Annotated in this window: 31 protein-coding genes and 1 pseudogene; 7 read left to right on the forward strand and 25 right to left on the reverse strand. The window is 63.6% G+C overall.

Going from position 1 to position 24,805, the window contains the following annotated elements:
* The 9 genes and pseudogenes from EN964_RS02465 to gcvA all read right to left on the reverse strand — a co-directional run.
* Positions 1-791 (reverse strand): FGGY family carbohydrate kinase (locus EN964_RS02465; protein ID WP_245490625.1); only part of this gene is annotated, 791 nt, incomplete at its 3' end.
* The gene (locus tag EN964_RS02470; protein ID WP_127268441.1) at positions 788-1,471 is read right to left on the reverse strand and encodes an HAD family hydrolase; all 684 of its coding nucleotides are present in this window, start codon (positions 1,469-1,471) and stop codon (positions 788-790) included. The genes EN964_RS02465 and EN964_RS02470, both read right to left, overlap by 4 nt.
* Positions 1,472-1,486: 15 nt before the next feature.
* A complete protein-coding gene (locus EN964_RS02475) occupies positions 1,487-2,965 on the reverse strand; it encodes a mannitol dehydrogenase family protein (protein ID WP_127272483.1) in 1,479 nt (492 codons plus the stop codon).
* Positions 2,966-3,111: 146 nt separating this feature from the next.
* Entirely contained in the window at positions 3,112-3,882 is a 771-nt protein-coding gene (locus tag EN964_RS02480; protein WP_127268861.1) for an L-iditol 2-dehydrogenase, read from the reverse strand.
* A 2-nt stretch (positions 3,883-3,884) separates the two neighbouring features.
* Positions 3,885-4,883 (reverse strand): ABC transporter ATP-binding protein, encoded by a 999-nt coding sequence (locus tag EN964_RS02485; protein ID WP_127272484.1) that lies wholly within the window; start codon positions 4,881-4,883, stop codon positions 3,885-3,887.
* Between the two features lie 69 nt (positions 4,884-4,952).
* A pseudogene (locus EN964_RS02490) lies at positions 4,953-5,777 on the reverse strand (carbohydrate ABC transporter permease).
* 11 nt (positions 5,778-5,788) lie between these two features.
* A complete protein-coding gene (locus EN964_RS02495) occupies positions 5,789-6,661 on the reverse strand; it encodes a carbohydrate ABC transporter permease (RefSeq protein ID WP_013528414.1) in 873 nt (290 codons plus the stop codon).
* A gap of 123 nt (positions 6,662-6,784) precedes the next feature.
* Complete coding sequence (locus EN964_RS02500) at positions 6,785-8,095, reverse strand: sugar ABC transporter substrate-binding protein (RefSeq protein ID WP_127268865.1); 1,311 nt, start codon at positions 8,093-8,095, stop codon at positions 6,785-6,787.
* 225 nt (positions 8,096-8,320) lie between these two features.
* The gene (gcvA, locus tag EN964_RS02505; protein WP_127272481.1) at positions 8,321-9,226 is read right to left on the reverse strand and encodes a transcriptional regulator GcvA; all 906 of its coding nucleotides are present in this window, start codon (positions 9,224-9,226) and stop codon (positions 8,321-8,323) included.
* A 110-nt stretch (positions 9,227-9,336) separates the two neighbouring features.
* Here gcvA and EN964_RS02510 point away from each other — a divergent pair, with 110 nt between their 5' ends.
* Positions 9,337-9,522 carry a hypothetical protein gene (locus EN964_RS02510; protein ID WP_127268414.1) on the forward strand — a complete coding sequence of 62 codons (186 nt, stop codon included), beginning with the start codon at positions 9,337-9,339 and terminating at the stop codon, positions 9,520-9,522.
* A gap of 37 nt (positions 9,523-9,559) precedes the next feature.
* On the opposite strand, the gene EN964_RS02515 is transcribed toward EN964_RS02510, so the two are convergent.
* Positions 9,560-10,519, reverse strand: a complete 960-nt coding sequence (locus EN964_RS02515; RefSeq protein WP_127268413.1) for a sugar-binding transcriptional regulator — start codon at positions 10,517-10,519, stop codon at positions 9,560-9,562.
* 246 nt (positions 10,520-10,765) lie between these two features.
* Here EN964_RS02515 and EN964_RS02520 point away from each other — a divergent pair, with 246 nt between their 5' ends.
* Positions 10,766-11,398, forward strand: a complete 633-nt coding sequence (locus EN964_RS02520) for an HAD family phosphatase (RefSeq protein ID WP_127268412.1) — start codon at positions 10,766-10,768, stop codon at positions 11,396-11,398.
* Between the two features lie 269 nt (positions 11,399-11,667).
* Here EN964_RS02520 and EN964_RS02530 read toward each other — a convergent pair whose 3' ends face one another.
* The 9 genes from EN964_RS02530 to ureC all read right to left on the reverse strand — a co-directional run bounded on the left by EN964_RS02530 (position 11,668) and on the right by ureC (position 18,307).
* A complete protein-coding gene (locus EN964_RS02530) occupies positions 11,668-12,435 on the reverse strand; it encodes a class II aldolase and adducin N-terminal domain-containing protein (protein WP_127268410.1) in 768 nt (255 codons plus the stop codon).
* A gap of 82 nt (positions 12,436-12,517) precedes the next feature.
* Entirely contained in the window at positions 12,518-13,162 is a 645-nt protein-coding gene (gene ureG, locus EN964_RS02535; protein ID WP_127268409.1) for an urease accessory protein UreG, read from the reverse strand.
* The gene (locus tag EN964_RS02540) at positions 13,159-13,599 is read right to left on the reverse strand and encodes a DUF3995 domain-containing protein (RefSeq protein WP_127268408.1); all 441 of its coding nucleotides are present in this window, start codon (positions 13,597-13,599) and stop codon (positions 13,159-13,161) included. Before EN964_RS02540 ends, ureG begins: the two co-directional genes overlap by 4 nt.
* Positions 13,596-14,267, reverse strand: coding sequence for an urease accessory protein UreF (locus EN964_RS02545; RefSeq protein WP_164748834.1), 672 nt, complete (start codon positions 14,265-14,267; stop codon positions 13,596-13,598). The genes EN964_RS02540 and EN964_RS02545 overlap by 4 nt, the downstream gene beginning before the upstream one ends.
* Entirely contained in the window at positions 14,260-14,853 is a 594-nt protein-coding gene (gene ureE, locus EN964_RS02550) for an urease accessory protein UreE (RefSeq protein ID WP_127268407.1), read from the reverse strand. The genes EN964_RS02545 and ureE overlap by 8 nt, the downstream gene beginning before the upstream one ends.
* Positions 14,850-15,455 (reverse strand): glutathione S-transferase family protein, encoded by a 606-nt coding sequence (locus tag EN964_RS02555; protein ID WP_127268406.1) that lies wholly within the window; start codon positions 15,453-15,455, stop codon positions 14,850-14,852. Before EN964_RS02555 ends, ureE begins: the two co-directional genes overlap by 4 nt.
* 44 nt (positions 15,456-15,499) lie before the next feature.
* Positions 15,500-16,093: a hypothetical protein gene (locus tag EN964_RS02560; protein ID WP_127268405.1), complete on the reverse strand. Its 594-nt coding sequence runs from the start codon at positions 16,091-16,093 to the stop codon at positions 15,500-15,502.
* 34 nt (positions 16,094-16,127) lie between these two features.
* Positions 16,128-16,562: a hypothetical protein gene (locus EN964_RS02565; RefSeq protein WP_127272482.1), complete on the reverse strand. Its 435-nt coding sequence runs from the start codon at positions 16,560-16,562 to the stop codon at positions 16,128-16,130.
* A 32-nt stretch (positions 16,563-16,594) separates the two neighbouring features.
* Positions 16,595-18,307, reverse strand: a complete 1,713-nt coding sequence (gene ureC / locus EN964_RS02570; RefSeq protein ID WP_127271601.1) for an urease subunit alpha — start codon at positions 18,305-18,307, stop codon at positions 16,595-16,597.
* Positions 18,308-18,489: 182 nt separating this feature from the next.
* Between ureC and EN964_RS02575 the strand changes: the two genes are divergently transcribed.
* Both EN964_RS02575 and EN964_RS02580 read left to right on the forward strand, forming a co-directional pair.
* On the forward strand, positions 18,490-18,873 hold the full coding sequence (locus EN964_RS02575) for a hypothetical protein (protein WP_127269523.1): 384 nt from the start codon (positions 18,490-18,492) through the stop codon (positions 18,871-18,873).
* A gap of 129 nt (positions 18,874-19,002) precedes the next feature.
* Positions 19,003-19,488, forward strand: coding sequence for a hypothetical protein (locus tag EN964_RS02580; protein ID WP_127269524.1), 486 nt, complete (start codon positions 19,003-19,005; stop codon positions 19,486-19,488).
* A 35-nt stretch (positions 19,489-19,523) separates the two neighbouring features.
* Here the strand turns inward: EN964_RS02580 and EN964_RS02585 are convergent, their stop codons facing one another.
* From EN964_RS02585 to EN964_RS02605, 5 genes are read right to left on the reverse strand one after another with little or no spacing between them, the layout of a single operon-like run.
* Entirely contained in the window at positions 19,524-19,829 is a 306-nt protein-coding gene (locus EN964_RS02585; RefSeq protein ID WP_127269525.1) for an urease subunit beta, read from the reverse strand.
* Positions 19,830-19,837: 8 nt separating this feature from the next.
* Positions 19,838-20,425: a HupE/UreJ family protein gene (locus tag EN964_RS02590; protein ID WP_127269526.1), complete on the reverse strand. Its 588-nt coding sequence runs from the start codon at positions 20,423-20,425 to the stop codon at positions 19,838-19,840.
* A gap of 32 nt (positions 20,426-20,457) precedes the next feature.
* Positions 20,458-20,712 carry a DUF1272 domain-containing protein gene (locus EN964_RS02595; protein WP_127269527.1) on the reverse strand — a complete coding sequence of 85 codons (255 nt, stop codon included), beginning with the start codon at positions 20,710-20,712 and terminating at the stop codon, positions 20,458-20,460.
* 10 nt (positions 20,713-20,722) lie between these two features.
* The gene (locus EN964_RS02600; RefSeq protein WP_127269528.1) at positions 20,723-21,025 is read right to left on the reverse strand and encodes an urease subunit gamma; all 303 of its coding nucleotides are present in this window, start codon (positions 21,023-21,025) and stop codon (positions 20,723-20,725) included.
* Positions 21,026-21,053: 28 nt separating this feature from the next.
* Entirely contained in the window at positions 21,054-21,893 is an 840-nt protein-coding gene (locus EN964_RS02605; protein WP_127269529.1) for an urease accessory protein UreD, read from the reverse strand.
* A gap of 222 nt (positions 21,894-22,115) precedes the next feature.
* Here EN964_RS02605 and EN964_RS02610 point away from each other — a divergent pair, with 222 nt between their 5' ends.
* The 3 genes from EN964_RS02610 (at position 22,116) to EN964_RS02620 (ending at position 24,449) form a co-directional block, all read left to right on the forward strand.
* Positions 22,116-22,370, forward strand: a complete 255-nt coding sequence (locus EN964_RS02610; RefSeq protein WP_013528393.1) for an acyl carrier protein — start codon at positions 22,116-22,118, stop codon at positions 22,368-22,370.
* A 5-nt stretch (positions 22,371-22,375) separates the two neighbouring features.
* Positions 22,376-23,584 (forward strand): beta-ketoacyl synthase, encoded by a 1,209-nt coding sequence (locus EN964_RS02615; protein ID WP_127273593.1) that lies wholly within the window; start codon positions 22,376-22,378, stop codon positions 23,582-23,584.
* Between the two features lie 160 nt (positions 23,585-23,744).
* Positions 23,745-24,449, forward strand: coding sequence for a glutathione S-transferase N-terminal domain-containing protein (locus EN964_RS02620; RefSeq protein WP_127267259.1), 705 nt, complete (start codon positions 23,745-23,747; stop codon positions 24,447-24,449).
* 18 nt (positions 24,450-24,467) lie between these two features.
* Here EN964_RS02620 and EN964_RS02625 read toward each other — a convergent pair.
* The coding region (locus EN964_RS02625) for a hypothetical protein (protein WP_127276148.1) at positions 24,468-24,805 on the reverse strand (338 nt) is incomplete at its 5' end.

The raw sequence follows: 24,805 nt of genomic DNA on the forward strand, positions 1-24,805 counted from the left end.
GTACCGACGCCACCGGCATGCGCATCGATCAGACCGGCCGCTACCGCGGTGCCGGGGACGAGGCCAAGGTCCGCAGCCGCCTGCGCGGTCAACCCGCCGCCAAGTGCGCCACCCGCCGGCACGATCTGCGTGCCGATGCGCGCGAACCCCTCGTCGGCCAGGCTCCCTAGTCCGATGGTGCGGAAATAGGCCTCGTCCCAGCGGCTTTCATGCGCCAGATAGGTCCATTTGGCGGTCAGCGTGCATTGCGAGCGGGCCAGCGAGCCCGTCGCTTGCCAGGTCAGGAAATCGGTCAGGTCGAATAAATAGCCGGCTTCATTCCACGTCCGCGGCAAATTGCGCTTCAGCCACATCAGCTTCGGCGTCGCCATTTCCGGCGACATGACGCCGCCGATGTAATTCAGCACGGCGTGGCCGCTTGCCGTGCATTCGTCGGCCTCGGCGATGGCGCGGTGGTCGAGCCAGACGACGGTGTCCCAGCGCTTGTCGCCGGTGACCGAGACGCTGAGCTGGCCGCCTTGCCGGTCGCGCACCACCAGCGAACAGGTGGCATCGAAGGAGATGCCGACAATGTCCTCAGGCTCGACACCGGCTTTTTCGCGGGCAGCGCGCACGGCGGTGCAGACGGCCGACCAGATATCGCGCGAATCATGCTCGGCGTGATCGGGCTTCGGCTGGTTCATGGCGATCGGCCGCTCGGCGCGGCCGAGCAAGGTGCCTGTGGTGTCGAGAATGCCCGCGCGAGCGCTCCCGGTGCCGACATCGACCGCGCAAACGAACTGTTTCGTCAAGATGCTCTGTCTCTCGCTCCCAGGCCTGCAATCAGATCGGGCAATTGCAGCATGTCAGCGAATATAAAGTCCGGCTCACTCGACGCAAGCCGCGCTTTCAAGGTCGGGTTGCCGGCATGCGAGCCGCCGGTGAAGGCAAACACGCGCATCCCCGCCGCGCGCGCAGCAATGATGCCGGCCGGGCTGTCCTCGACGACGAGGCATTTGCGCGGATGAGCCCGCATGCTGGCGGCGGCATGCAGGAACAGATCCGGCGCCGGCTTTCCCTTGGCCACCATGGTGGCACTGAACAGGTGCGGCTCCATCAGCCCAAGCAATCCGGTGACGTCGAGCGCGTAGCGGATGCGGTCGAGCGTGCCCGAGGACGCGACACAGAACGGCAGCCCAAGCTTCGGCAGTATCTTCTTGACGCCGGCGATCGGCTTCAGCTCCTCGCGGAATTTGCGCATCAGTTCGACGCGCATCTCGGTCAGGTGCAGGTCTGTGATATCGAGCCCGAAGTCGCGGCCGAGGATCTCGCGCACGCTTTTCATGCTCCTGCCGAGGAAATGCTCGTAGGCGGCATCCTCACTGACGCTGCCGCCGGCGACTTTGACCATGCCGAGCAGCGCCGAGACGGAGAGCGCCTCGCTGTCGACCAGCACGCCATCGCAGTCGAAGATGACCAGTTCAGGCGTCATGGCCGAGAATGGCTCTCAGAGCTTGCCGGCGAGGTAGCGCGTCAGCGTCGCGCGCGCGCCATTCGCCCACAGCACGTTGAGCGCATGGGCGAAGGCCTCGACAAACGCCGTCGCGCGGCCGACATCGCCATAGATGTCCTCCATGGCAAGCCAGGCGGCGGGAGCATCCTTTGCCGCTTTTGCCGTTGCCTGCAGCCGGCCCCAGCTCGGATCGTTGGGCTCGATGACGGCGCCGCTATCCGTCGTGCCGAAGCAGTAGCGGCACCATAGCGCCGATTCCAGCGCCAGGCCCGCGACGCTCTTTCCGGCCTTCAGCCGGTCGGCGATGGTCGGGATGATGAATTTCGGCTGGCGGTTGGAGCCGTCGAGGCAGAGCCGGCGCACCGTGTCGCCGATCTTGGGATTGGAAAAGCGGCTCTCGATGAGCTGGTAATAATCTTCCAGGACCGTGTCCGGCACCGGCGGCACGGTCGGAATGATTTCCTCCCGTTCGAGCTTGGCCAGAAACCCGCTCACCAGCGGCTCCTGCATCGCCTCATGGACGAAATGGATGTCCATCAGGCCGGCCGGATAGGCAATCGTCGCGTGGCCGCCATTGAGGATGCGGATCTTCATCAATTCGTAGGGCGCAACGTCTTTGACGAACTGCACGCCGACCTTTTCCAGCGGCGGCCGGCCGCCGGTGAAATGGTCCTCCAGCACCCATTGCCGGAACGGCTCGCAGAACACCGGCCAGTTGTCCTCAAGGCCAAAGTCCTTGGCGAGGATGCCGCGTTCGCGGTCGGTGGTCGCCGGCGTGATGCGATCGACCATACCATTCGGGAAGGCGACATGCTCGCTGACCCAGTTCGCCAGATCCTCGTCGATCAAACGGGCCAGGCCGATGACGCCGTCCGAGGTGACATGGCCGTTGTGGGGAATGTTGTCGCACGACATGACCGTGAACGGCACGGTGCCTTCATCGCGCCGCCGCACCAGCCCGGCAAGGATGATGCCGAACACCGTCTTCGGTGTCGCGCCGGGCTGCGCATCGGCGAGGATGTCGGGGTGGGTCGGGTTGAACACGCCGGATGCCGGATCGATGAAATAACCGCCCTCGGTGATGGTCAGCGAAACGATCTTGATCGCCGGGTCGGCCAGCCGTTCGATGATGCCGGCCGCATCGCCGGGCATCAGGAAGTCGATCATGGCGCCGGTGACCCGGGCGCTCATATGGCCGCTGTCCTGCTCGACCACCGTGGTCAGCCAGTCCTGCTCTTCCAGTTTGCCGCGGCCGATCTTTTCACCGTCGAACACGCCGGCGCCGATCAGTGCCCAGTCATGGCCGACGCCCGAATTGAACAGATCGTCGAGATAGACGGCCTGATGCGAGCGATGGAAATTGCCGACTCCGAAATGCACGATGCCGGCCTTCAATGTCGCGCGGTCATACTTCGGGCCGGCGACCTCAGCGGGCAGTTTGGAGAGGTTTGAGGACGAGAGTTTCACGGTCATCTGTTTTACCCTTTGGCCGAATCTAGGCCTTCGTTACGCTCCTCTCCCGGTTGGGGAGAGGATAAGGGGTGGCACTGGCTACGCGCCCGCTGATGTCGGCCTCTGCTCCCCGCGGAGGGACGAGGAGCAGAGGCCGTCCCCCGCCCTCAACTCATCCACTGGCCGCCATCGACATTGTAGGTCTGGGCGACGATGTATTCGGCGTCGCTGCTGGCGAGAAAAACCGCCATGCCGGTGAGGTCCTGCGCCGTGCCCATGCGGCCATACGGCACTGCCTCGCCGACCAGCTTCTTCTTCTCGCCCTTCGGCCGGTTCTCATATTTGGCGAACAGCGAATCGACGTGATCCCAGTGCTCGCCGTCGACGACGCCAGGGGCAATCGCGTTGACGTTGATGCGGTGCTTGATCAGGTCGAGCCCCGCTGACTGTGTCAGCGAAATGACGGCGGCTTTGGTGGCGCAATAGACGCCGACCAGCGCCTCGCCGCGTCGTCCGGCCTGGCTCGCCATGTTGATGATCCTGCCGCCCCGGCCAGCGGCGATCATCGAGCGGGCGGCTGCCTGCAGCATGAACAGCGTGCCGGCGACATTGACGGAAAACAATTTATCGTAGCTTGCCTTGGTGATCTCGACGATCGGTGCCAGATCGAAAAGAGCGGCGTTGTTGATCAGGATATCGAGGCCACCGGTCTTCGTCTCGACGGCTTTCACCGCCGCCTCGATGGAGGCGAGGTCGGTGACGTCGAGCTTGACCGCATAGGCCTTGCCGCCGATCTCGGCGGCCGTCTTCTCCGCCGCCTCGAGATTGATGTCGGCTATGGCGACGGTGGCGCCTTCGCCGGCATAGGCTTCGGCGAAGGCTCTGCCGATGCCGCGGGCCGAACCTGTGATCAGCGCGGATTTGCCGGCCAGCCGCATGTTCAGATTGCCTTCCCGTCGGCGCCGAAGCGATGCAGCTTGGCCTTGTCGGGCGTCAGATAGATGGTGTCGCCATGATGGACGCCGAGTTCGCCGTCGGCGCGCACCGTCAGCGGGCCGACGCCATCGGCCTGGACATGCAGGAAGGTGTCGGAGCCGAGATGCTCGGCGACGCCGACGACCGCCTTCCATTCGCCCGCTGTGGTCGAGATCTCCAGGTGTTCGGGACGGATGCCGATGGTCTTGGCGCCGTTTTTGGCAGCCGGCGTGCCTTCGATCAGGTTCATCTTCGGCGAGCCGATGAAGCCGGCGACGAACAGGTTCTTCGGCGTCTTGTAGAGCTCCATCGGCGAGCCGACCTGCTCGATGTTGCCGGCGTTCAGCACGACGATCTTGTCGGCCATGGTCATGGCTTCGACCTGGTCGTGGGTGACGTAGATCATGGTCGTCTTGAGCTGATGGTGCAGCTCGCTGATCTCCAGCCGCATGGTGCCGCGCAGTGCCGCATCGAGATTGGACAGCGGTTCGTCGAACAGGAAGGCGGTCGGCTGACGCACGATGGCGCGGCCGATGGCGACGCGCTGGCGCTGGCCGCCGGAAAGCTGGCCGGGCCTGCGTTCGAGATAGTTGGTCAGGTTGAGCACGCGCGCGGCGTCTCCCACCTTCTTGTCGATGGTCGCCTTGTCCTCGCCGGCCATCTTCAGCGGGAAACCGATGTTCTTGGCCACCGTCATGTGCGGATAGAGCGCATAGGACTGGAACACCATGGCGAGCTTGCGCTTGGCCGGTGCCTCGCCGGTGACGTCGCGGCCGTCGATGTTGATGGAGCCGCCGCTGGTGTCCTCGAGCCCGGCGATCAGCCGCAGCAGCGTTGACTTGCCGCAACCCGACGGGCCGACGAAGACGACGAACTCGCCATTCTCGATCACCAGGTCGAGACCGGGGATGATGGACGTCGCTCCGAAGGATTTGGAGACGTTCTTGAGCGTGATGTTTCCCATGATTTCCTCCCCGAGGGGTTATTTCTGCCGATTGCTTCGGGCAATTCCGTTACTTCACCGCGCCATCAATTATTTGACCGCACCAAATGTCAGGCCGCGCACCAGCTGCTTCTGGCTGAACCAGCCCATGATCAGGATCGGCGCGATGGCCAGTGTCGAGGCGGCCGAGAGCTTGGCCCAGAACAGGCCTTGCGGGCTGGAGAACGAGCTGATGAAGGCGGTCAGCGGTGCTGCTTCCGTCGTCGTCAGCCGGATCGTCCAGAACGCCTCGTTCCAGGCTAGGATGATGTTGAGCAGCATCGTCGAGGCGATGCCCGGCACCGCCATCGGCGTCAGCACATAGACGATCTCGTTCCACAGCGACGCGCCGTCCATGCGTGCCGCTTCCAGGATCTCGCCCGGTATTTCGCGGAAGTAGGTCTAGAGCATCCACACCACGATCGGCAGATTGATCAGCATCAGCATGATCATCAGGCCGATCCGGCTGTCGAGCAGTCCTGTGTCGCGGAAGATCAGGTAGATCGGGAACAGCACCGCGACCGCGGGCATCATCTTGGTGGACAGCATCCACATCAAGATGTCCTTGGTCCGCTTGGTCGGCGAGAAGGCCATCGACCATGCCGCCGGTATGGCGACGAGCAGGGCCAGGATGGTCGAGCCGACCGAGAGCAGCACCGAGTTGAAAAAGAATTTGAAGTAGCCGCTCTGCGCCTGAACCTCGGCATAGCTCTCGAACGTTCCCGACGGGATGATGCTGAAGCCCTGGATGGCTTCCTGCTCCGACTTGAACGAGGTGATGATCGTGTAGAGGATCGGGAAGAAGATCAGCAGGGCGACGATCCAGGCGGCAACTGTCGCAATCGTCTTGTGCTGGGTGGTGACTGAGCGTGCCATCGTAGCCTCCCTTACTTGTCCAGGTTCTTGCCGACGGCGCGCATGGCGAAGAAGGCAACGATGTTGGCGAGAATGACGGCGATCACACCGCCGGCGGATGCCTGGCCGATTTTGAACTCCAGCAACGCCTTCTGGTAGACGAGGAAGGGCAGGTTGGTGGAGGCGTATCCCGGGCCGCCATTGGTGGTGACGAGGATCTCGGCATAGACGGAGAGAAGGAAGATCGTCTGGATCAGGATGACGACCGTGATGGCGCGCGACATGTGCGGCAGCGTCAGATAGATGAAGCGGCTGATGAAGCCGGCGCCGTCCATCTCGGCGGCTTCCTTCTGCTCGCCGTCGAGCGACTGCAGCGCGGTCAAGAGAATGAGCGTGGCGAAAGGCAGCCATTGCCAGGCGACGATGATGATGATCGCCAGCATCGGATGCTGCCCGAACCAGTCGATCGGCTGGGCCCCGAAGAAGCGCGCTATGTCGGCGAACACCCCATATTGCGGGTGCATGATCATGTTCTTCCACACCAATGCGGCCACCGGCGGCATGACGAAGAACGGCGAAATGACCAGGATGCGCACGATGCCCTGGCCCCACATCGGCTGATCGATCAGCAGCGCCAGAAGGATACCGCCGATCACCGTGATCAGGAGCACGCTGACCACCAATGTGAGCGTGTTGAGGATCGACTGCAGGAAGGCCGGGTTGGAATAGAACAACGCGTAATTCGAGAAGCCGACAAAGCCGTCGCGGATCGGATTGAGCGGATTGTATTGCTGGAAAGAGAACCAGATGGTGATGACCAGCGGCACAATCATCCAGACGAACAGCAGCACCACGGATGGCGCCATCATGAAACGGGCAAGCGAACGGGTCTGCTGAGTAGCCATGACGTCACCCTTCACTGGTCAGACTGAATTTTCAAAAGGCGTTAAAGGCGGCCGCCCGAACTGGGAATTCGGGCGGCCGTTGCCGGTCAAGGAGGCGACCGGCAGTCGGCACCGGGAGGAGCCTTACTTGATGTATCCGCCTTCGGTCATTGCCGCGGTGGCAGCGTCCTGGGCCTGCTTCAGCGCATCGTCGACACTCGACTGGCCGGCAAGAGCCGCCGAGAAGAGCTGGCCGACCGTGGTGCCAAGTCCCTGGAACTCGGGGATGGCGACGAACTGGACGCCGACATAGGGCACCGGCTTGACGGTCGGATGCGTCGGGTCGGCGGCGTTGATGGAGTCCAGCGTCATCTTGGCGAACGGAGCCGCCTTCTGGTACTCGGCATTGGCATAGAGTGAGGAGCGCGTGCCCGGAGGAACGTTGGCCCAGCCTTCCTTCGAAGCGACCAGTTCGGCATAGTGCTTGCTGGTCGCCCAGGAGACGAACTTCTGGGCGGCATCGGCTTTCTGCGTCCCGGCGGGGATCGCCAGCGACCATGCCCACAGCCAATTGCCGCGCTTGCCCAGGCCATTGTCGGGTGCCAGCGCATATCCAACCTTGTCTGCGACCTGCGATGCCTTGGGATCGGAGACGAAGGACGCAGCGACGGTGGCGTCGATCCACATGCCGCATTTGCCCTGCTGGAACAGCGCCAGGTTTTCGTTGAAGCCGTTGGAGGACGCACCCTCGGGGCCGTCGGCCTTCATCAGGTCGACATAGAACTGCAGCGTGTTCTTCCATTCCGGCTGATCGAACTGTGGCTTCCAGTTCTCGTCGAACCAGCGCGCGCCGAAGGAGTTCGACATGGCGGTCAGGAAGGCCATGTTCTCGCCCCAGCCGGCCTTGCCGCGCAGGCAGACACCGTTCACGCCATTGGCGCGGTCGGTCATCTTGTCGGCGGCCTGCCTGATGAAGTCCCAGGTCGGCGCGTCGGGCATCTTCAGCCCGGCCTTCTCCATCAGGTCCTTGCGGTACATGACGAAGGAGCTTTCGCCGTAGAAGGGCGCGGCATAGAGCTTGCCGTCGACCGAAAGGCCGCCTGCGATGGCGGGGATGATGTCCTTGGCATCGTAGTCGTCGCCGAGCTTGTCGAGCGGCAGCAGCCAGCTCTGCTTGGCCCAGATCGGAACCTCGTAGGTACCGATGGTCATCACGTCGTACTGGCCGCCCTTGGTGGCGATGTCGGTGGTGACGCGCTCGCGCAGCACGTTTTCTTCGAGCGTGACCCAGTTGAGCTGGATGTCGGGGTTCGCCTTGGTGAAGTCCTCGGTCAGCTTTTGCATGCGGACCATATCGCCATTGTTGACGGTGGCGATGGTGATGGATTCGGCATGTGCGGCGAACGCAAGCGTGCTGGCCGACAACAAGCCCAGGGTGAGCGTGCGAAGTTTCATCAAATTCCTCCCTTGAACCAAGATGAGCATTTGCCTTGGCTTTGGGCAATTACTCACTTGGCGTGAATTATGTCAAGTCGGATTCGATGCTGCAGCGCAGCACCCGGGCGACACCGCAGGCCGGGACGAGCGGAAATTGCCAGGGCGAGAATCATCCCGGCCGGATACAGTGAGGCAGCAGCGGATAGATCTGCGAGAACCAGGCGCAGCCCGAAAGCTTGCCGGTCAGCCGGCGATCTCGGCCAGCAGCCAGTCGCGGAAGGCACGGATCTTCGGCACGTTGCGGCGCGCTTCGGGGTAGACCAGCCAATAGGCATGGCCGTCGTCGCCAACCAGATCGAAAGGCTGGATCAGGCGCCCGTCGGCAAGTTCCGCCTTGAACAGCGCCCTGGTCAGGACCGCGACGCCATGACCGGCGATCGCCGCATTGGCCTCATAGGCCTGCGCGCCCATGCTGCTGCCGGGCCGCTTGGCAAGATCGTGCGAATGCACGCCGGCAGCCTCGAACCATTGCGTCCACCAGATGTCGCCGGGATCGAGGATCGGCAGCCGCAACAGGTCCGCCGGTTCCCTGACGCCGCCGATGGTCGCCGCGAGTTTCGGGCTCAGCATCGGCGTGAAGTCGGCATCGAGCAGCTTGTGCGCCTCCAGGCCCGGCCATTTGCCGCCGCCCGAGCGGATGGCGATATCGGTATCCTCGCGGGCAAAGTCGGTCAGGCGGCTCGACGTTTCGAGCCGCACCGCCAGCGCTGGATGGGCGATCTGGAACGACCCCAGCCGGTGCGCGAGCCAGTTCGAGGCGAATGTCAGCACCGTCGTGACGCACAGCAAGCCGTCGGCCCCGCCACGCGCCGCGGCATAGGCCTGACCGAGAATGGCAAAGGCCTCGCTGACCGCCGGCGCGAGGCGCTGTCCAGCCTCGGTGAGTGCGATCTGGCGTGGTCGTCGCAGGAACAGCGGCGCGCCGACCCGTTCCTCCAGCACCTTGATCTGATAGCTGACCGCCGCTTGCGTCATGGCAAGTTCACTGGCGGCCTTGGTGAAGGAAAGATGCCGCGCCACCGCTTCGAACACCCGGATCGCCTGCAGCGGCGGAAGCTGTGCAACCTGCCGAGAGCTGAGGTCCGGCATAAAGCCTCCTTATGGGTCCTTATCGACGTTCGATTGGCAAAGACTGCCGTCAAGACCGACATTCCTAGTCAACCCGTCATTCGGGTTCAGGATAGCGAAGGTTGACGATCATGACCATGGCGCAGCAAAAATGCACTCCCGCACCGGATCACCGCTGGTTTTCGTGGCTGACGGATGGATTCGGCTGGTTCGCGGCCAAAAGACGAGCACATCTCGACATCAGGGACCTGTCGCCGCATCTGCAGCGCGATCTCGGTTTTCTCGATGGCAATGACCCTTTCGGGCGGCACAGCTAGCGCGGTTGGTTTTATCGCAAATCAGTTGTGGTTCCGGTCAGATGTTGGCCAGCAGGGCGGCGGCGGTCCGTTCATCGGTGATGAGGCCGTTGATCAGCCGCCGGTTCGCGGCCGCCAGGATGCCTGGCAGCTTTCGTTCGCCCATGGCCAGTGCGATGACCAGTGATTTCTCGCGTGACGGAAGCGACGCCGACGACACCCGGTCGTTGGTGATGCCCTCGATCATGCGGCCCTCCCTATCGAACACCCAGCCGACGATCTCGGCGATGCCGCCGGCCTTCTGCAGCGCCTTCAATTCGCTCTCCGAAATGAAGCCGTCTTCGTAGAGCGGCGCCTTGGGGCCGAGATCGCCGATGCCGATGAAGGTGACGTCGGCCTCGGCGGCAAGCGCAAGCGTCGGCTGGATCATCGGCTGGTTGAGCAGCATCTCGCGCTCCTCCGGCGACGAGGCGATGACCGGCAGCGGCATCGGGAAGGAGCGCGCCTTGACCCTGTCGGCCATGGTGAAGATGACGTTGTAGAAGGCTGCCGAGCCGTCCGGCGAGATGTTGCCGGTCAACGACACCACCTTGTGCTGCGGGCATTCCATCGGCGGCAACTGCTCGATCGCCGCCTTCAGCGTGCGCCCGGTGCCGATCGCCATGACGATCGGGGTCGGTGACCGCAGCCGCCGCTCGATCTCGGCGGCAGCCGCTTCGGCGATGCCGATCGTGGTCGAGGACGAATTGGGGTCGCTCGGCACCACCTCGACCAGATCGAGCGCAAAGCGCGATCTCAGCCGTGCCGCCAGATCGAGGCAGTTGGCGATCGGATGGTCGACGCGAACCTTGATCAAGCCCTCCGACACCGCCAGCGATACCAGCCGCTGCGCCGTTTGCCGCGAAATGCCGAGCGTCGAAGCGATCTGGTCCTGTGTGTTGCCGGCAACATAATAAAGCCAGCCGGCGCGCGCCGCATCGTCCAGCCTGTTGCTGCCACCATCCTGCCGGCTATTCAAAGTCCTGCCTCCCGAGACCGCCGGTCATGAGAGCGGCCCATGCCCACTTTCGCAGGGAACGGCCTGCTGCGCAATTGTCAATCTCGGGAGCAATTGCTTGCTGTCGATCGGCGTAGGCACGGCCCAGTTTTTTGCCTGTGTCGCCAAAGAGACTTGGCCGCGGTCCCGGCAGGCGGCAGGTTCTTGTGCTCCGAAGGTTTATCTCCCGGCTCAAACCCTTTAAGGGATGGCAAAAAGGAGCCTCACATGATGCCGAAAGCGGTTTTCTGGGACATGGACGGCACGCTGGTCGACAGCGAACCGCTGCACGAAGCAGCCCTGATGGCGGCGATGCGCAATGTCGGCCTTGTCCCGCCGGACGATCTGCATGAGCGCGTGCTCGGTGTCGCCGCCTGGCCGGTCTACGAGATGATGCGCGACGAGTTCGGCCTGGACCTGCCTTTCGACGACTGGATCGTGCGCAAATACGAGCATTATCTGCCGTTGGTCGAGGGGCTGAAGCCGCGCCCGGGCGCGATCGAGATATTCAACGAGCTGCGTGCAAGAGGCATCCAGCAGGCCGTGGTCTCGAATTCGGACCGGATGATCGTCGACGCCAATCTGAGCATGGTCGGCCTGATCTACCCCGGCATGAAGACGATCAGCCGCAACGATGTGCGCGAAGGCAAGCCGCATGCCGAGCCGTTCCTGCGCGCCGCCTATCTGGCCGATGTCGACCCTACGCACGCCGTGGCGATCGACGACAGCTGGCCGGGCGCCATGGCGGGACTGGCGGCGGGCATGAAAACGATCTTCTGGCCGGAAAAGCCGATGGAAGGCCCGCCCGGCGCCGTCGTCATCAACAGCGCCGAGGAATTGCGGACTGAACTGGGGCTTTAAGCTTGGGGAAAGTGGGTGGCTCTTCCTGCGACGTCGATGATTGGCGAAACCGGCGAATAAGAGCGTCCTTCTCCCCGTCACTATACGGGGAGAAGTGCCCGGCAGGGCGATGAGGGGCGGCGCCGCGATTGACAATGAAGGCGCTTTCCATGGCGTATTGAGATCACGGTCAGGCCGAGTTTTGGTTCGTCCCACACTTTCGGGGCTTGCGCCGCCCCTCATCCGCCTGCCGGCACCTTCTCCCCGTATAGTGACGGGGAGAAGGGTCCTCAATTCCGGTAAACCGGTTCCTGCTCGTCGAGGATCGCCTTCAACTCGCTGAGATGGCGTTCGGCCTGGCCGGGATAGTCGTCCATCTCGCTCGCGGCCTTTTCTGCGATCGCGTCGGAAAGCGTGCGCAGCGGGCGGCCGGTCCACAGCGCCTTGATGTAGGTCTCGGCGGCGCGTTCGAAATAGAACATGCGGTTGAAGGCATCGGCGACCGTGTCGCCGATGACCAGCACGCCGTGATTGCCCATCACCATCACCTTGACCTTGGGATCGACGAGAAGCTGCGAGCAGCGCTCGCCCTCCTCCTCGAAGGCCAGCCCGCCATAATGCGCGTCCACGACATGGCGATTGAAGAACATCGCTGAATTCTGGTCGATCGGCGGCAGTGTCGAGTCAGCGAGCGATGCCAGCACCGTGGCGTGGATCGAATGGACATGCATGACACAGCGCGCGTGGCGCACATTGCGATGGATGGCGCCATGCAGTCCCCACGCCGTTGGGTCGGGCGCATCGGGGCCGGAGAGCGTTTCTGGATCGTTGGCATCGATCATCAGAAGGTCGCTCGCCTTGATGCGCGAGAAATGCACCTGGTTGGGGTTCATCAGGAACTGTGTCCCGCCATCATTGACGGCCAGCGAGAAGTGATTGGCCACCGCCTCATGCATGTTGAGCCGTGCCGTCCAGCGGAAGGCGCAGGCAAGATCGACGCGCTCCTCATAGTAGGGCAGGTTGGTCAGCGTTTCCTTTTGCAGACGGGCAAGGCTCATCCTAAAATCCTCCGGTTTCGGCAAGAATGCCGTGGCCAGCCCATGTCCGCAACCGGTTTTGGTTGGTGCAGGGATAGCTGTCTCACGCTGCCGTGCTGGCAGCGGCACCGCTGGCCCGCAGGCCGCCATGCTCGATGATGAAATCGATCACCTCCTGCAGCCCCTTGCCGCGCGACAGGTCGGTGAAGCCGAACGGCCGTTTTCCGCGCATGCGGCCGGCGTCGCTCTCCATGACATCGAGATTGACGTTTACGTAAGGAGCAAGATCGCTCTTGTTGATCACCAGGAAATCGGAGCGGGTGATCGCCGGCCCGCCCTTGCGCGGAATCTCCTCGCCCTGGCAAACCGAGATGACATAGAGCGTCAGGTCGGCGAGGTCAGGCGAGAAGGTCGCGGCAAGATTGTCGCCGCCGGATTCGATGAAGACGATGTCGAGATCCGGGAATTTCCTGTTCATTTCGGCGATTGCCTGCAGATTGATCGACGCATCCTCGCGGATGGCGGTGTGCGGGCAGCCGCCGGTCTCGACACCCATGATGCGGTCCTCGGGCAGTGCCTGCAGCCGCGCCAGCATCATGGCGTCTTCCTTGGTGTAGATGTCGTTGGTGACGACGGCGATGGAAAACTCGTCGCGCAACGCCTTGCACAGTTTTTCGGTCAGCGTCGTCTTGCCCGAACCGACCGGGCCGCCAATGCCGATGCGCAGCGGGCCATTTGTCTGTGTCATGTCGGAAACTCCGTGATGGCGAGGATGGCAAAGCCGAGCCCGATCAACAGGCAGAGCGGCGAATAATAGCGGACATCGAGCCGCGCGAAAGGTTGTTCCGGCGCCAGCCGCCGCCACCATGGCGTGAAGCCGGCTATGCCGCGACCCAGGAACACTAGGCCGATGAGCAGCGAAGTGGCGGCGAGGCCCTGCTTTGGGAAGGGTGAAGCAAAGACGCCTTCGAGCGCCAGCGGCCATAGTGTCGCCAGGCACAGGCACGCGGCAACGGCGAAACTGGCGAACGGCGACGGCATCTCATCGACACCGCGAAAACCGACCACGGCGCGAGCGCACGAGGCCGCATCCCGGCCCGGCCAGATGCCGCCAAGACCCCAATAGACATGCAGCGCGGTGATCAGCAGCAGAACAAGGGAGAGCGCGAAGGCGAGAAAAGTCATGAGCGGAACAGCCGCGAATACTGGGTTTCGTGCTTCATCGCCATGACATCGGAGACGAAGGCGCAGCCACCGAGATCGTCCAGTGTCGAGCGCGCGGCGCGGGCTGCGGTCGTCAGCGCCAGCGGCTCGAAGCCGGCTAACAACGTGGTCGCGCCGCTCTGGCCGACGATGCCAAGCCGGATCGCCGCCTGGGCGAGGTTGGAGAAGAAGGTTTGCAGGAAGGCTGACAGCGCATCCTGAAGCGCAATTGAATTGCCGCCGGCAACAGCGCCGACGGCGACGCAATAGGCGCATTCAGCCGGCAGCCGTTTCAGCACCGGATTTGGCCAGGCTGCCGCCGCTTTGAGGAAGGCCGCACCCTGCAGCATGGTTTCGGTATGGCGTTCGCGCGAGCCGGCCAGCGCCTCGGCGAGTGCCGCCACTTCATCGAGATCACCGGCGTGGCGTGCGCGGCGCCAACTCTCGGCGAACAGCACGGCGTCGTTCCAGCCCGAACCGATCTCGACAAGCGTTTCCAGCCAGCCGGCCAGGCTCCCGGCATCGGCAACCAGCCCGTCATGCACCGCGCGCTCGAGACCATGGCTGTAGGAAAAGCCGCCGACCGGAAAGGCAGGCGACAGCCACGCCATCAGCCGCAGCAGGGCGATGTTCGAAGGCTGGTCAGCCATGATCGTGGTGATGGCCGGCGTGACTGTGCGAATGGGTATGCGCTTCGTCATGAGAATGGCTGTGCGCTTCGGCGTGGCTGTGGGCATGCGCATGGCCGTGATCGTGGCTTTGCCCGCCATGCCCGGAATAGGCGCCGCGCACCGGCTTGAACGGTTCGGAAACGTCGGCCACCGTGGCGCCGAGCCCCTCCAGCATCGCCTTGATAACATGGTCCCGCAGGATGAGGATGCGACCGGCCTCGATGCTTGCTGCGAGATGGCGGTTGCCGATGTGCCAGGCGAGCTCGGCCAGATGCACGCCGTCGCGGGCGCGGATGTCATAGACCTCTTCCGGCGCCGCGATGATCTCGACATGGCCGCCATCCTCCAGCACCAGCCGGTCGCCATCGTTCAAGGCGACGGGTTCGGGCAGGTCGACCAGCACCTTGCTGCCGTCGGCAAGCTCGATGGCGCGGCGGCGCAAATGCCGCTCGTCATGGGCGAGAATGGCCCGGCCGGACGGTAGCGTGGTTCCGGCGTTGCCGGCGGACAGTACGGAGACGGCCCGCGGGAATTTGGTGAAGTCGGTGTTGAGGTTGAGCTTCATTTCATGGATCCCCCATTTGCTTGCGCCCGTGCACGGGCGGGCCGTGCCAGCACGCGGTCGAAATAGGCGTTGACGCGCTCGGAGTCGATCGGGAATCGGCCGGCGCGAGCCCAGCCGCCCATGTCGCCGAGCAGCACATCGACAGCGGAAAACCGATCGCCGAGCGCAAACGGTTTGTCGCCCAGCCGCCGCTCCAGCGCCTTCAGTTCCGAGGCAAAATCGTAAGCCGCCGCAGGACCGACATCGACGCGCACATCCCTAGGCAGCAGGAAGCGATGGCGCAATTTGTTCCACAGCGGCGCTTCCAACTCGCTCTGGGCAAAATGCATCCAGGAATCCATCTCGGCACGGCCCGCGACGCCCGGGTTGGCGCCCATGTCCTTGTCGGCATGCTTGTCGGCTAGATAAACGCAGATCGCCGCCGAATCCGTCACCGTCAGCTCGCCGTCGATGAGGATCGGCACCTTGCCCGATGGGTTGAGCGCATAGGCTTCCGGTGAGCGCAGATGAACCTCGACCAATTCATAAGGCTGCCCGAGCTCCTCGAGCATCCAGAGAACGCGGCTGACCCGGGATCCGCGCGATCCAACGGCCTTGTACATGTCGAACCCTGCCTTTCTCCAACAAGCTAGACCATCGCGTTCGTTCAGACGATGGTGTCGAAGAGCCGCAGGATGAACGATATCTGGTAGATAAGCGCCGCCGTGACGAAGGCGATGTGGAAGCGGCGGTCGCGCACCAGGATCGCGATGATGCAGAGCGCGACGAAGACCGGCGTGCGGAACAGATACTCGCTGCCGAAGCGGGCGAAATGCTCCGGCCCCTTCAGCAGCGTGTCGACCACGTCGAGCAGGTAGGTCGCAGCCAGCAGGCCGAAGAACCACGCACGGCGCGAATAGAAGAAATCCTCGTAGCTGGTGTAGTCCAGCATCGAATCGGGAAACAAAAGCGCACACAGCAGGAACAGCGTGATCGCGTAGAAGATGATGAACAGGTACTTGCCGAAGGTCCAGGTTTCGATGGCGTAGAGGCCGAACTCCCACCACCAGAAATGCACCAGCATCAGGAGCACCGAGACGACCCAGGCCAGATGCACGGGATAGAGCTTGTACTGGCCGGGATGCTGGACGATGCGCGCCACCCCCGACAGCAGGCGGGCGACGCCAAGCCCGATCACCATGCCCATGACGATGCGGATGTGCGGGAAGATGTCGTGGGCGGAAGCGATTTCGGTGGCCATTCGTGTGTCTTACCAGCTGCTTCGACAATTTCGGCTAATCATACCAAAGCCACAGCTTTCGGTAGCCGGCCGGAACTTCAATCTGCTCGGCGGGCAGGTGATCGACATCTCCTTCCCAGGTTTCGTCCGGCTCGAAGCCTGATGGCAGCCAGCCAATCACATGTTCTTCGCTGGCGCGCGTTGTAATGACGACTTTGTCAGAGAATGGCCATTCTCCATCATCGCACTGCACGATCGCTATCCGGACATCGTGAACTTCGGGCTTTTTCCGTATCGACTGAAATGTAGCCAGAACCGTATCATTGTTCGGTGCCTCCGGGCTGTTGCACAGCAATCCGGCTTCGCCTTGAGCCCCATCGAAATATTCTTCCAATGTAACAAGCGGCATGGAGAGTGGGGCAATGCCGCCGTTGTATTTTTGCAGCGCGCCCATCCTCGAAATTAAGGCAAGTTTCTTTTGCTCGTCCATGATGGGTCCGATACGTCGTGGGCGCAGCAATCCTAAAACAGAAAATACCTCTGCGCCATCGGCAGCACGGTAGCCGGCTCGCAGGTGAGCAATTCCCCGTCGGCACGCACCTCGTAGGTTTCCGGATCGACCTCGACATGCGGCGTGGCGTCGTTGAGCACCATCGAATGCTTGCCGATGCCGCCGCGGGTGTTCTCGACGGCGACGAACTGCTTGTCGACACCGAGCCTGCCGTGCAGGCCTGATTCGAGCGCGGCTTTTGAAACGAAGGTCACCGACGAGTTGGTCCTGGCCTTGCCATAGGCGCCGAACATCGGCCGGTAGTGCATCGGCTGCGGCGTCGGGATCGAGGCGTTGGGGTCGCCCATGGGCGCTGCGGCGATCATGCCGCCGATCAGCACCATGTCCGGCTTGACGCCGAAGAAGGCCGGGTTCCACAGCACCAGGTCGGCGCGCTTGCCGACCGCGATCGAGCCGATGTCTTTCGACAGCCCATGCGCGATGGCCGGGTTGATCGTGTATTTGGCGATGTAGCGGCGGACGCGGAAATTGTCGTTGTTGCCGGTCTCCTGCGGCAGCGAGCCGCGCTGGCGCTTCATCTTGTCGGCGGTCTGCCAGGTGCGGATCGCGACTTCGCCGACACGGCCCATGGCCTGCGAATCCGACGAGATGATCGAGAAGGCGCCGATGTCGTGCAAAATGTCTTCCGCCGCGATGGTCTCCTTGCGGATGCGGCTTTCGGCAAAGGCGATGTCCTCAGGGATCGACGGCGACAAATGATGGCAGACCATCAGCATGTCGAGATGCTCGGCCAGCGTGTTGACCGTGTAGGGCCGCGTCGGGTTGGTCGAGGACGGGATGACGTTGGGCAGGCCGCAGACCTTGATGATGTCAGGTGCGTGGCCGCCGCCGGCACCCTCGGTGTGGAAGGCATGAATGGTGCGGCCTTTGATGGCGGCGACCGTGTTCTCGACAAAGCCGGATTCGTTCAGCGTATCGGTATGGATCATCACCTGCACGTCGTAGTCGTCGGCGACCGACAGGCAGCAATCAATGGCCGCCGGCGTCGTGCCCCAGTCTTCGTGCAGCTTCAGCGAGCAGGCGCCGCCCAGCACCATTTCCTCAAGCGCGGCGGGCAGGGAGGCATTGCCCTTGCCCGACAGGCCGATGTTCATCGGGAAGGCATCGAAGGACTGGATCATGCGGGCCATGTGCCATGGCCCCGGCGTACAGGTGGTGGCCAGCGTGCCGTGCGCCGGACCGGTGCCGCCGCCGAGCATGGTGGTGATGCCTGACATCAGCGCTTCCTCGATCTGCTGCGGGCAGATGAAGTGGATATGCGCGTCGAAGCCGCCTGCGGTCAGGATCTTGCCCTCGCCGGCGATGATCTCGGTGCCGGGACCAATGATGATGGTGACGCCATCCTGCGTGTCCGGATTGCCGGCCTTGCCGATGGCCGCGATGCGGCCGTCGCGAAGCCCGATATCGGCCTTGAAGATGCCTGCGCTGGCATCGATCACCAGTGCGTTGGTGATCACCGTGTCGACGGCGCCCTGGGCTCTGGAAACCTGGCTCTGGCCCATGCCGTCGCGGATCACCTTGCCGCCGCCGAATTTCACCTCTTCGCCATGGATGGTGAGATCCTTCTCGACCTCGATGAACAGTTCGGTGTCGGCAAGGCGCACTTTGTCGCCGACCGTCGGGCCATACATCTGCGCGTAGGCGGCGCGGGTAATTCTGGCCATCAGCGATTGCTCCCGAAATGCGGTTTGCCGAAATGCGGTTGGATTGAAGCGCGGCTGCACATTGCTGCCATCCTATGGTCACGCAATGACCCGCTGGGCGACACCTTCTGATCCCATTTGGCGGTTGAGGTTAGGGGGTCACCCCAGACCGACCGTTTGCCAATCGATGGAAAGGAAAATCCATGCGCAAAACGATAATTCTTGCCGCAGCTGCCAGCCTGATGCTGGCTGGCGCCGCCAGTGCCCAGCAGCAACCCGCGCCACAGCCCACTCCGGCGCCGGCAACGCCTGCTCCAGCCACGCCCCAGGCTCAGCCGGCGGTGCCGACGATCCAGAGCGTCAACATCGTCGACATCACGGAGCTGCCAAAGGACACCCAGACGCAGGTCAACCAGGTGATCGCCCAGCGCGGCGATGACGGCTTGAAGAAACTGCGCAGCTCGATCGACGCCACGCCCAAGGTGAAGTCGGCGCTGGAGGCCAAGGGAATGACCTCGGCGCAGGTGGTCGCGGCCAGTATGGAACCCAATGGCGCACTGACCCTGATCACCAAGAAGGCGAGCTGACGCCACGGCACGGCGGGCCGGCATCCGGCCGGCCGGCCGCATCGGGAAAGGAACCTTCGCCGGGCGGGATTCGTTTTGTTCTTTTCGCGCTAACCCGCGCCCCGAAACGATTTCTCTCAGGAGCGAGCGATGGCGATCACTTTCTCGACCAGAATGCAGGCAGTCGCCGCCATGGCGTTCCTGGCGGCTGCCGGTCCGGCTACCGGATTGAAGGCGCAAGGGCTGGAAAGCACGGAGACCGTCAACCGCATCGTCGGCTCGCAGGTCAAGCAGGAAGAGACCAAGGCCACCACTGAGGCCGCAAACGTCAACACGGCGATCGACCGCACGCGTGAAAACATCGGTACGGTACGCAAGACGTCCAAGCTCGACAAGGTCGACATCGTGTTCCTCACCGACGCCGCGCGCAGCGAAGGCGGCCCGCCGCCGGAGATCGAAAGCAAGGTCAAGCAGCATCAGGACGACATCACCGAGCTGCGCAAGGAGATCGAAGCCAACGCGCTGCTGTTCAACGCCATCGAATCGCAGCGCGTGCAGGCGCAGGATGTCCTTGCCGTCGAATTCGACGATCCCGGAAAGATCGTCATCTACGCCGCGGCCAAGCCATCGAACTGAGCTGAGCGCGCCGAAAGATCTCACAGCTTGAGATCTCACAGCTTGCCCATCACCTTCTGCTGAAATCCGTAGACCTCGCGCTTGCCGCCGAGCGGCACCAGCGTGACATCGCGCTCCTGGCCCGGCTCGAAACGCATGGCCGTGCCCGCGGCAATGTCGAGGCGCATGCCCCTGGCGCGCTCGCGGTCGAATTTCAGCCCCTCATTGGTCTCGAAGAAATGGTAGTGGCTGCCGACCTGGACCGGCCGGTCGCCGCTGTTGGCGACTTTCAGGGTGACGGTCGGCAGGCCCTTGTTGAGCTCGATGTCGCCGCCCACCGTGATGATTTCACCGGGGATCATGGTCGCCCTCACACGATGCCGAAGGCGAGACCGATGCCGATCGCCGCACAGGCGGCACCGGCAGCACGGGCCACTCCACGGAACCGGATGCCGAGACTGAGACCGGCAGCGATGCCGGCGGCATGCAGCAACAGCGTGGCGATGGCAAAGCCGGCCATGTATTCAAGCCCGCCGGCATTCTCCGGCACCTCGGTGCCATGCGCGTGGCCGTGGAAAAGTGCGAACAGGCCGATGATGGCGACCCCGGCCGAGACCGGCAGATCGATCGCCAGCGCCACCAGCAGCCCGAGCGTCACGACCGATGCCAGTATGCCCGGTTCGACGAAGGGCAGCGGCATGTGCAGCATACCCAGCGCGCCGCCGACCAGCATGACGCAGACAAAGGCCGCCGGCCAGGCAAGAACCGCCTTGCCGCCCTTGAGCGCCGCCCACAGCCCGACTGCGGCCATCACCGTCATATGATCGAGCCCGGAAAGCGGGTGCATGAAGCCGGCCGTGAAGGAGGAGGCCGTGCCGATGCCGACATGAGCATAGGCCGGCATGGCAGCGGCCAGCAGCAGGATCGCCGACAGGCAGAGGCGTTTGGCGGGGATCATCTGTTTGCCTTTCGTTTTGCTCGGTCTGGTGTTTACGCCGCCTTGCTGGGACCGCAGCCTTCAGCCTTGAGAACGCGTCTGCTCGACGCCGGATATTTCTTCAGCATCGCTGGCGGGCGGATCGGCCGCGCCGAAAAACCACCGCCGCAATTGGGGCAGATGCCGCCCAACACCTGTTCCACGCATCCGGCGCAAAAGGTGCACTCGAAGGTGCAGATCAGCGCATCCGTCGCCTCCGGCGGCAGGTCCTTGTCGCAGCATTCGCAGTTGGGACGCAGCTCCAGCATCCTGTCCTCCTCAACGGATCGGTTCGTGCACGGTCACCAGCTTGGTGCCGTCGGGAAAAGTCGCCTCGACCTGCACGTCATGGATCATCTCGGCGATGCCTTCCATGACTTGCGCGCGGCTGACGATATGAGCGCCGGCTTCCATTAGTTCGGCGACCGGACGGCCGTCGCGGGCGCCTTCGACGACGAAGTCGGTGATCAGCGCGATCGCTTCCGGATGGTTGAGCTTGACGCCGCGTTCGAGCCGCTTGCGCGCCACGATCGCCGCCATGGCGATCAGCAGCTTGTCCTTTTCCCTCGGCGTCAGGTTCATGCGTTTCCCTGGATTGGTAGAGACAGGCCTATAGTGACCATAATTTGGGCAACCCCGCCCTTCCGTTGAGCAATTCGACGAGTGGAACCAGCCGCTGGCGCAGCCGGTAGCCGTCCCCGGCGTAGAGCCTCGCAAGAAGCTTGCCAGATTTCTTCACGCTCCAGGCACTGGCGCTGCCGTGTTCGCCGACGATCTCCAGAACCCGGTCGAGCAGGGCCTCGGCGCGTGGCGACACCAGAAGCAGCGTCGCCACCGCGATCGCGCCGCCGGCAACCGCCGGGCGGTCGAGCGTGGCGGCGATATCGGGTCCGATGCGGAAATCCTCGGCATGAATGAGGGCGCCATCCTGGCGCACACGCCAGCGGTCATGGAAGTTGCCCTGCGTGGCGCGTTCGCCCATCGCCAGGCGGCCGAAGACGGCGGCTTCCAGCACCAGCGCCTCGGCGCCGACGGCAAGCTCGACGTCGAGCGTGCGGGCAAAGGCCGCCCGGTCGAAGACGATGGTTTCCTGCGGCAGCCAGGCGATCCGGCCATTTTCGCCGACCGACAAATTGACCCGCACTTCGGCACGGTCGGACGCGGCCCGGTAGATTTTCTCGCAGGCCTGCGTGGTGATCGATGCCGAAGCGGCCGCGCCGACATCCACCTCCCAGGCGATACGGTCGCCGCCGGTCATCCCGCCGGCGGTGTTGATCAGCACCGCCTCAAACGGATCGGCCGAGACGGCCGGCATCCTTATCTTGGCGGCGCCGTCCTGATAGAGGCGCCGCAGGCGCGTGCGGCCCTCACTGAGCGCGCAGGAAAGCCGCGCGACGCCCGCAACGCGCTGCGTCGAAATCCCGTCATGTTCGCCGCTAGGTTCGCCCATATCCATGCCTGCACGTTAAGCACTCCGTCGGCTTTGTCGATATGGAGTTCGATATAGCTTGTTGCTTGACAACGTTTCGGTTTCTATAGAGGGAACCACCTTGGTACGGTCATGCTGCGCTTGGCGGAGGCATTAAACGACGACGACGGCTTGATACCAGGAGAAAAAGGGGCGCTGCTCAGTTGGCGTCGGGAAACGTCGAGATAGTGGGGAAGGAACCGAATGGCCGACCAGCTGGCAACGGATATCATCGCGAAGATCAAGGCTCATGCCGAGCCGGGCGGCGAAGAAATCACCACCACCACCGAATTGACCTCGCTTGGCATCCATTCGCTCGAGCTGACGGAGATTATCTTCGATCTTGAGGAAGAGTATGGCATCGAGATCGAGATGAACACGGTCGACGCCTGGAGCAATCTGAAGAACGTCGGCGACATGGTCGAAGCTGTGCGCGCGCTGATCGCGAAAAAAGCCTGAACTGAATGCGGCAGCGCGTTGTCATCACCGGCATGGGCGGCATTTGCGGGCTCGGCACCAGCGCGCCCGCGATCTGGAACGAGATGCGCGCCGGCCGCTCGGCCATCGGCCAGATCACAAGTCCCCAACTGCATGATTTGAAGGTCAAGGTCGGCTGCGAAATCAAGGCGCTTCCCGATCACGGAATCGACCGCAAGCAGACCGTGTCGATGGACCGCTTCAGCCTGCTGGCGACCATCGCAGCCAGAGAAGCCATGCAGGAGGCCGGCCTGGTTTCGAATGAAGCCACCACCTATCGGATGGGCACCGTCGTCGGTGTCGGCGTCTGCGGCTGGGAGGCGATCGAAGAGAGCTATCGCGCCATCCTGGTCGAGGGCAAGAACCGCGCCGGTATCTTCACCGTGCCAAAGGTTATGCCAAGCGCGGCCTCCGGCCATGTCAGCATGAGTCTGGGCCTGCGCGGCCCGGTCTTCGGCGTCACCTCGGCCTGCTCCTCCTCCAACCACGCCATCGCCTCGGCCGTCGACCAGATCAGGCTTGGCCGCGCCGATGTGATGGTCGCCGGCGGCACCGATGCGCCGCTGGTCTGGGGCATCCTGAAGGGCTGGGAAGCATTGCGCGTGCTGGCGCCCGATACCTGCCGGCCATTCTCGGCGGATCGCCAGGGCCTGTCGCTCGGCGAGGGCGCCGGCATGGCGGTCCTGGAAACCTACGAGCATGCCATGGCGCGCGGCGCCACCATCCTTGCCGAGGTCGCCGGCGCCGGCCTCTCCGCCGATGCCTCCGACATTGTCGCGCCGACCGTCGAAGGGCCGACAGCGGCCATGCGCGCCTGCCTGGCCGATGCCGGCTTCAATCCCGAGGATGTCGACTACCTCAACGCCCATGGCACCGGCACCAAGGCCAACGACCAGATCGAGACGGCAGCGATCAAGCGCGTCTTCGGCGACCATGCCTACAAGCTTTCGGTGTCGTCGACCAAGTCGATGCACGCCCATTGCCTCGGCGCATCGGGGGCGCTGGAGATGATCGCCTGCGTGATGGCGATCCGCGAAGGCATGGTGCCGCCGACGGCCAATTTTCGCGAGGCCGATCCCGATTGCGACCTCGACGTCACGCCGAACGTGCCTCGCGAGCGCAAGGTGCGCGCCGCGATCAGCAACGGCTTCGCGTTCGGCGGCACCAATGCCGTGCTGGCCTTCAAGGCCGTCTGATCTAAGGGGCGCGCGATCTGCCTCAGGCAGACCATTCCGTTGATTGTTCGTGCACGACGGAACCTTCACCGCCATATTGATCGTGCCGTGCGCCGCGTCTAATCCTTGGCCGACCCGCCAAGACCGCGCCGCTCGGCGCGAACCCCATTCAGGAGTTTCCATGGCAGACCTGTCCGCCTTTCCGATCGCAACGCGTTGGCCGGCCAAGCATCCGGACCAGCTCCAGCTCTATTCGGCGACAACGCCGAACGGCGTGAAGATATCGATCGCCCTGGAGGAGCTCGGCCTGCCCTATGAGCCGCATCTGGTCAACATCGGCAAGAACGAAAGCTGGACACCGGAATTCCTGTCGCTCAATCCCAACGGCAAGATACCGGCGATCATCGATCCGAACGGTCCGGACGGCAAGCCGATCGGCCTGTTCGAATCCGGCGCCATCCTGCTCTACCTCGCTGAAAAAACCGGCCTGCTCATGCCCATCGATGCCGCGCGCCGCTACGAGACCATCCAGTGGGTGTTCTTCCAGATGGCTTCGGTGGGGCCGATGTTCGGCCAGGTCGGCTTCTTCCACAAATTCGCCGGCCGCGAGATCGCCGACAAACGCCCTCTGGAGCGCTATCGCGACGAGTCAAAGCGACTGCTCGGTGTGCTCGACGGCAGGCTGAAGGGGCGCAAGTGGATCATGGGCAATGACTACACCATCGCCGACATCTCGCTGCTCGGCTGGGTGCGCAACCTGATCGGCTTGTACGAAGCCCGCGAACTCGTCGGCTTCGACGATTTCGCCAATGTCTCGACATGGCTGGAGCGCGGCCTGGCGCGGCCGGCGGTGCAGAAAGGCCTGACCATCCCGGCCAAGGGATAGCCAGCCTTCGAAGCGCGGCTATTTGGCCTTCGCTTTGGCCTTCGAACCGCCTTTGCCCATGACGGAAGCGGCGAGCGACGCAGCACCTCGGGCGGCGACCATGACCGCGCCGGCAGCGACGTTGGCCGTCGCCTTGGCCGTGCGCATCGCACTGCCGCTCAGGGAGTCGCTGGAACTCGCGGGCTTCTTCGGCTTTGCGGCTTTCGGCGCGGCTTTCGCTGCGGTCGGCACCACTTTCTTCGGCGCTGCCTTGCCGAAGGCCGGCTTGGCGTCCTTCGAACGGGCTGTCATCGCCGGGCCGGCGCCGGCCTTGGATTGGGTCGCCTTGCCCTTGGCGGGCGCGGGCTTTCTTGCCT

Origin of the sequence: Mesorhizobium sp. M7A.F.Ca.CA.001.10.2.1 (assembly GCF_003998575.1) — a bacterium.
Lineage (GTDB): Bacteria > Pseudomonadota > Alphaproteobacteria > Rhizobiales > Rhizobiaceae > Mesorhizobium.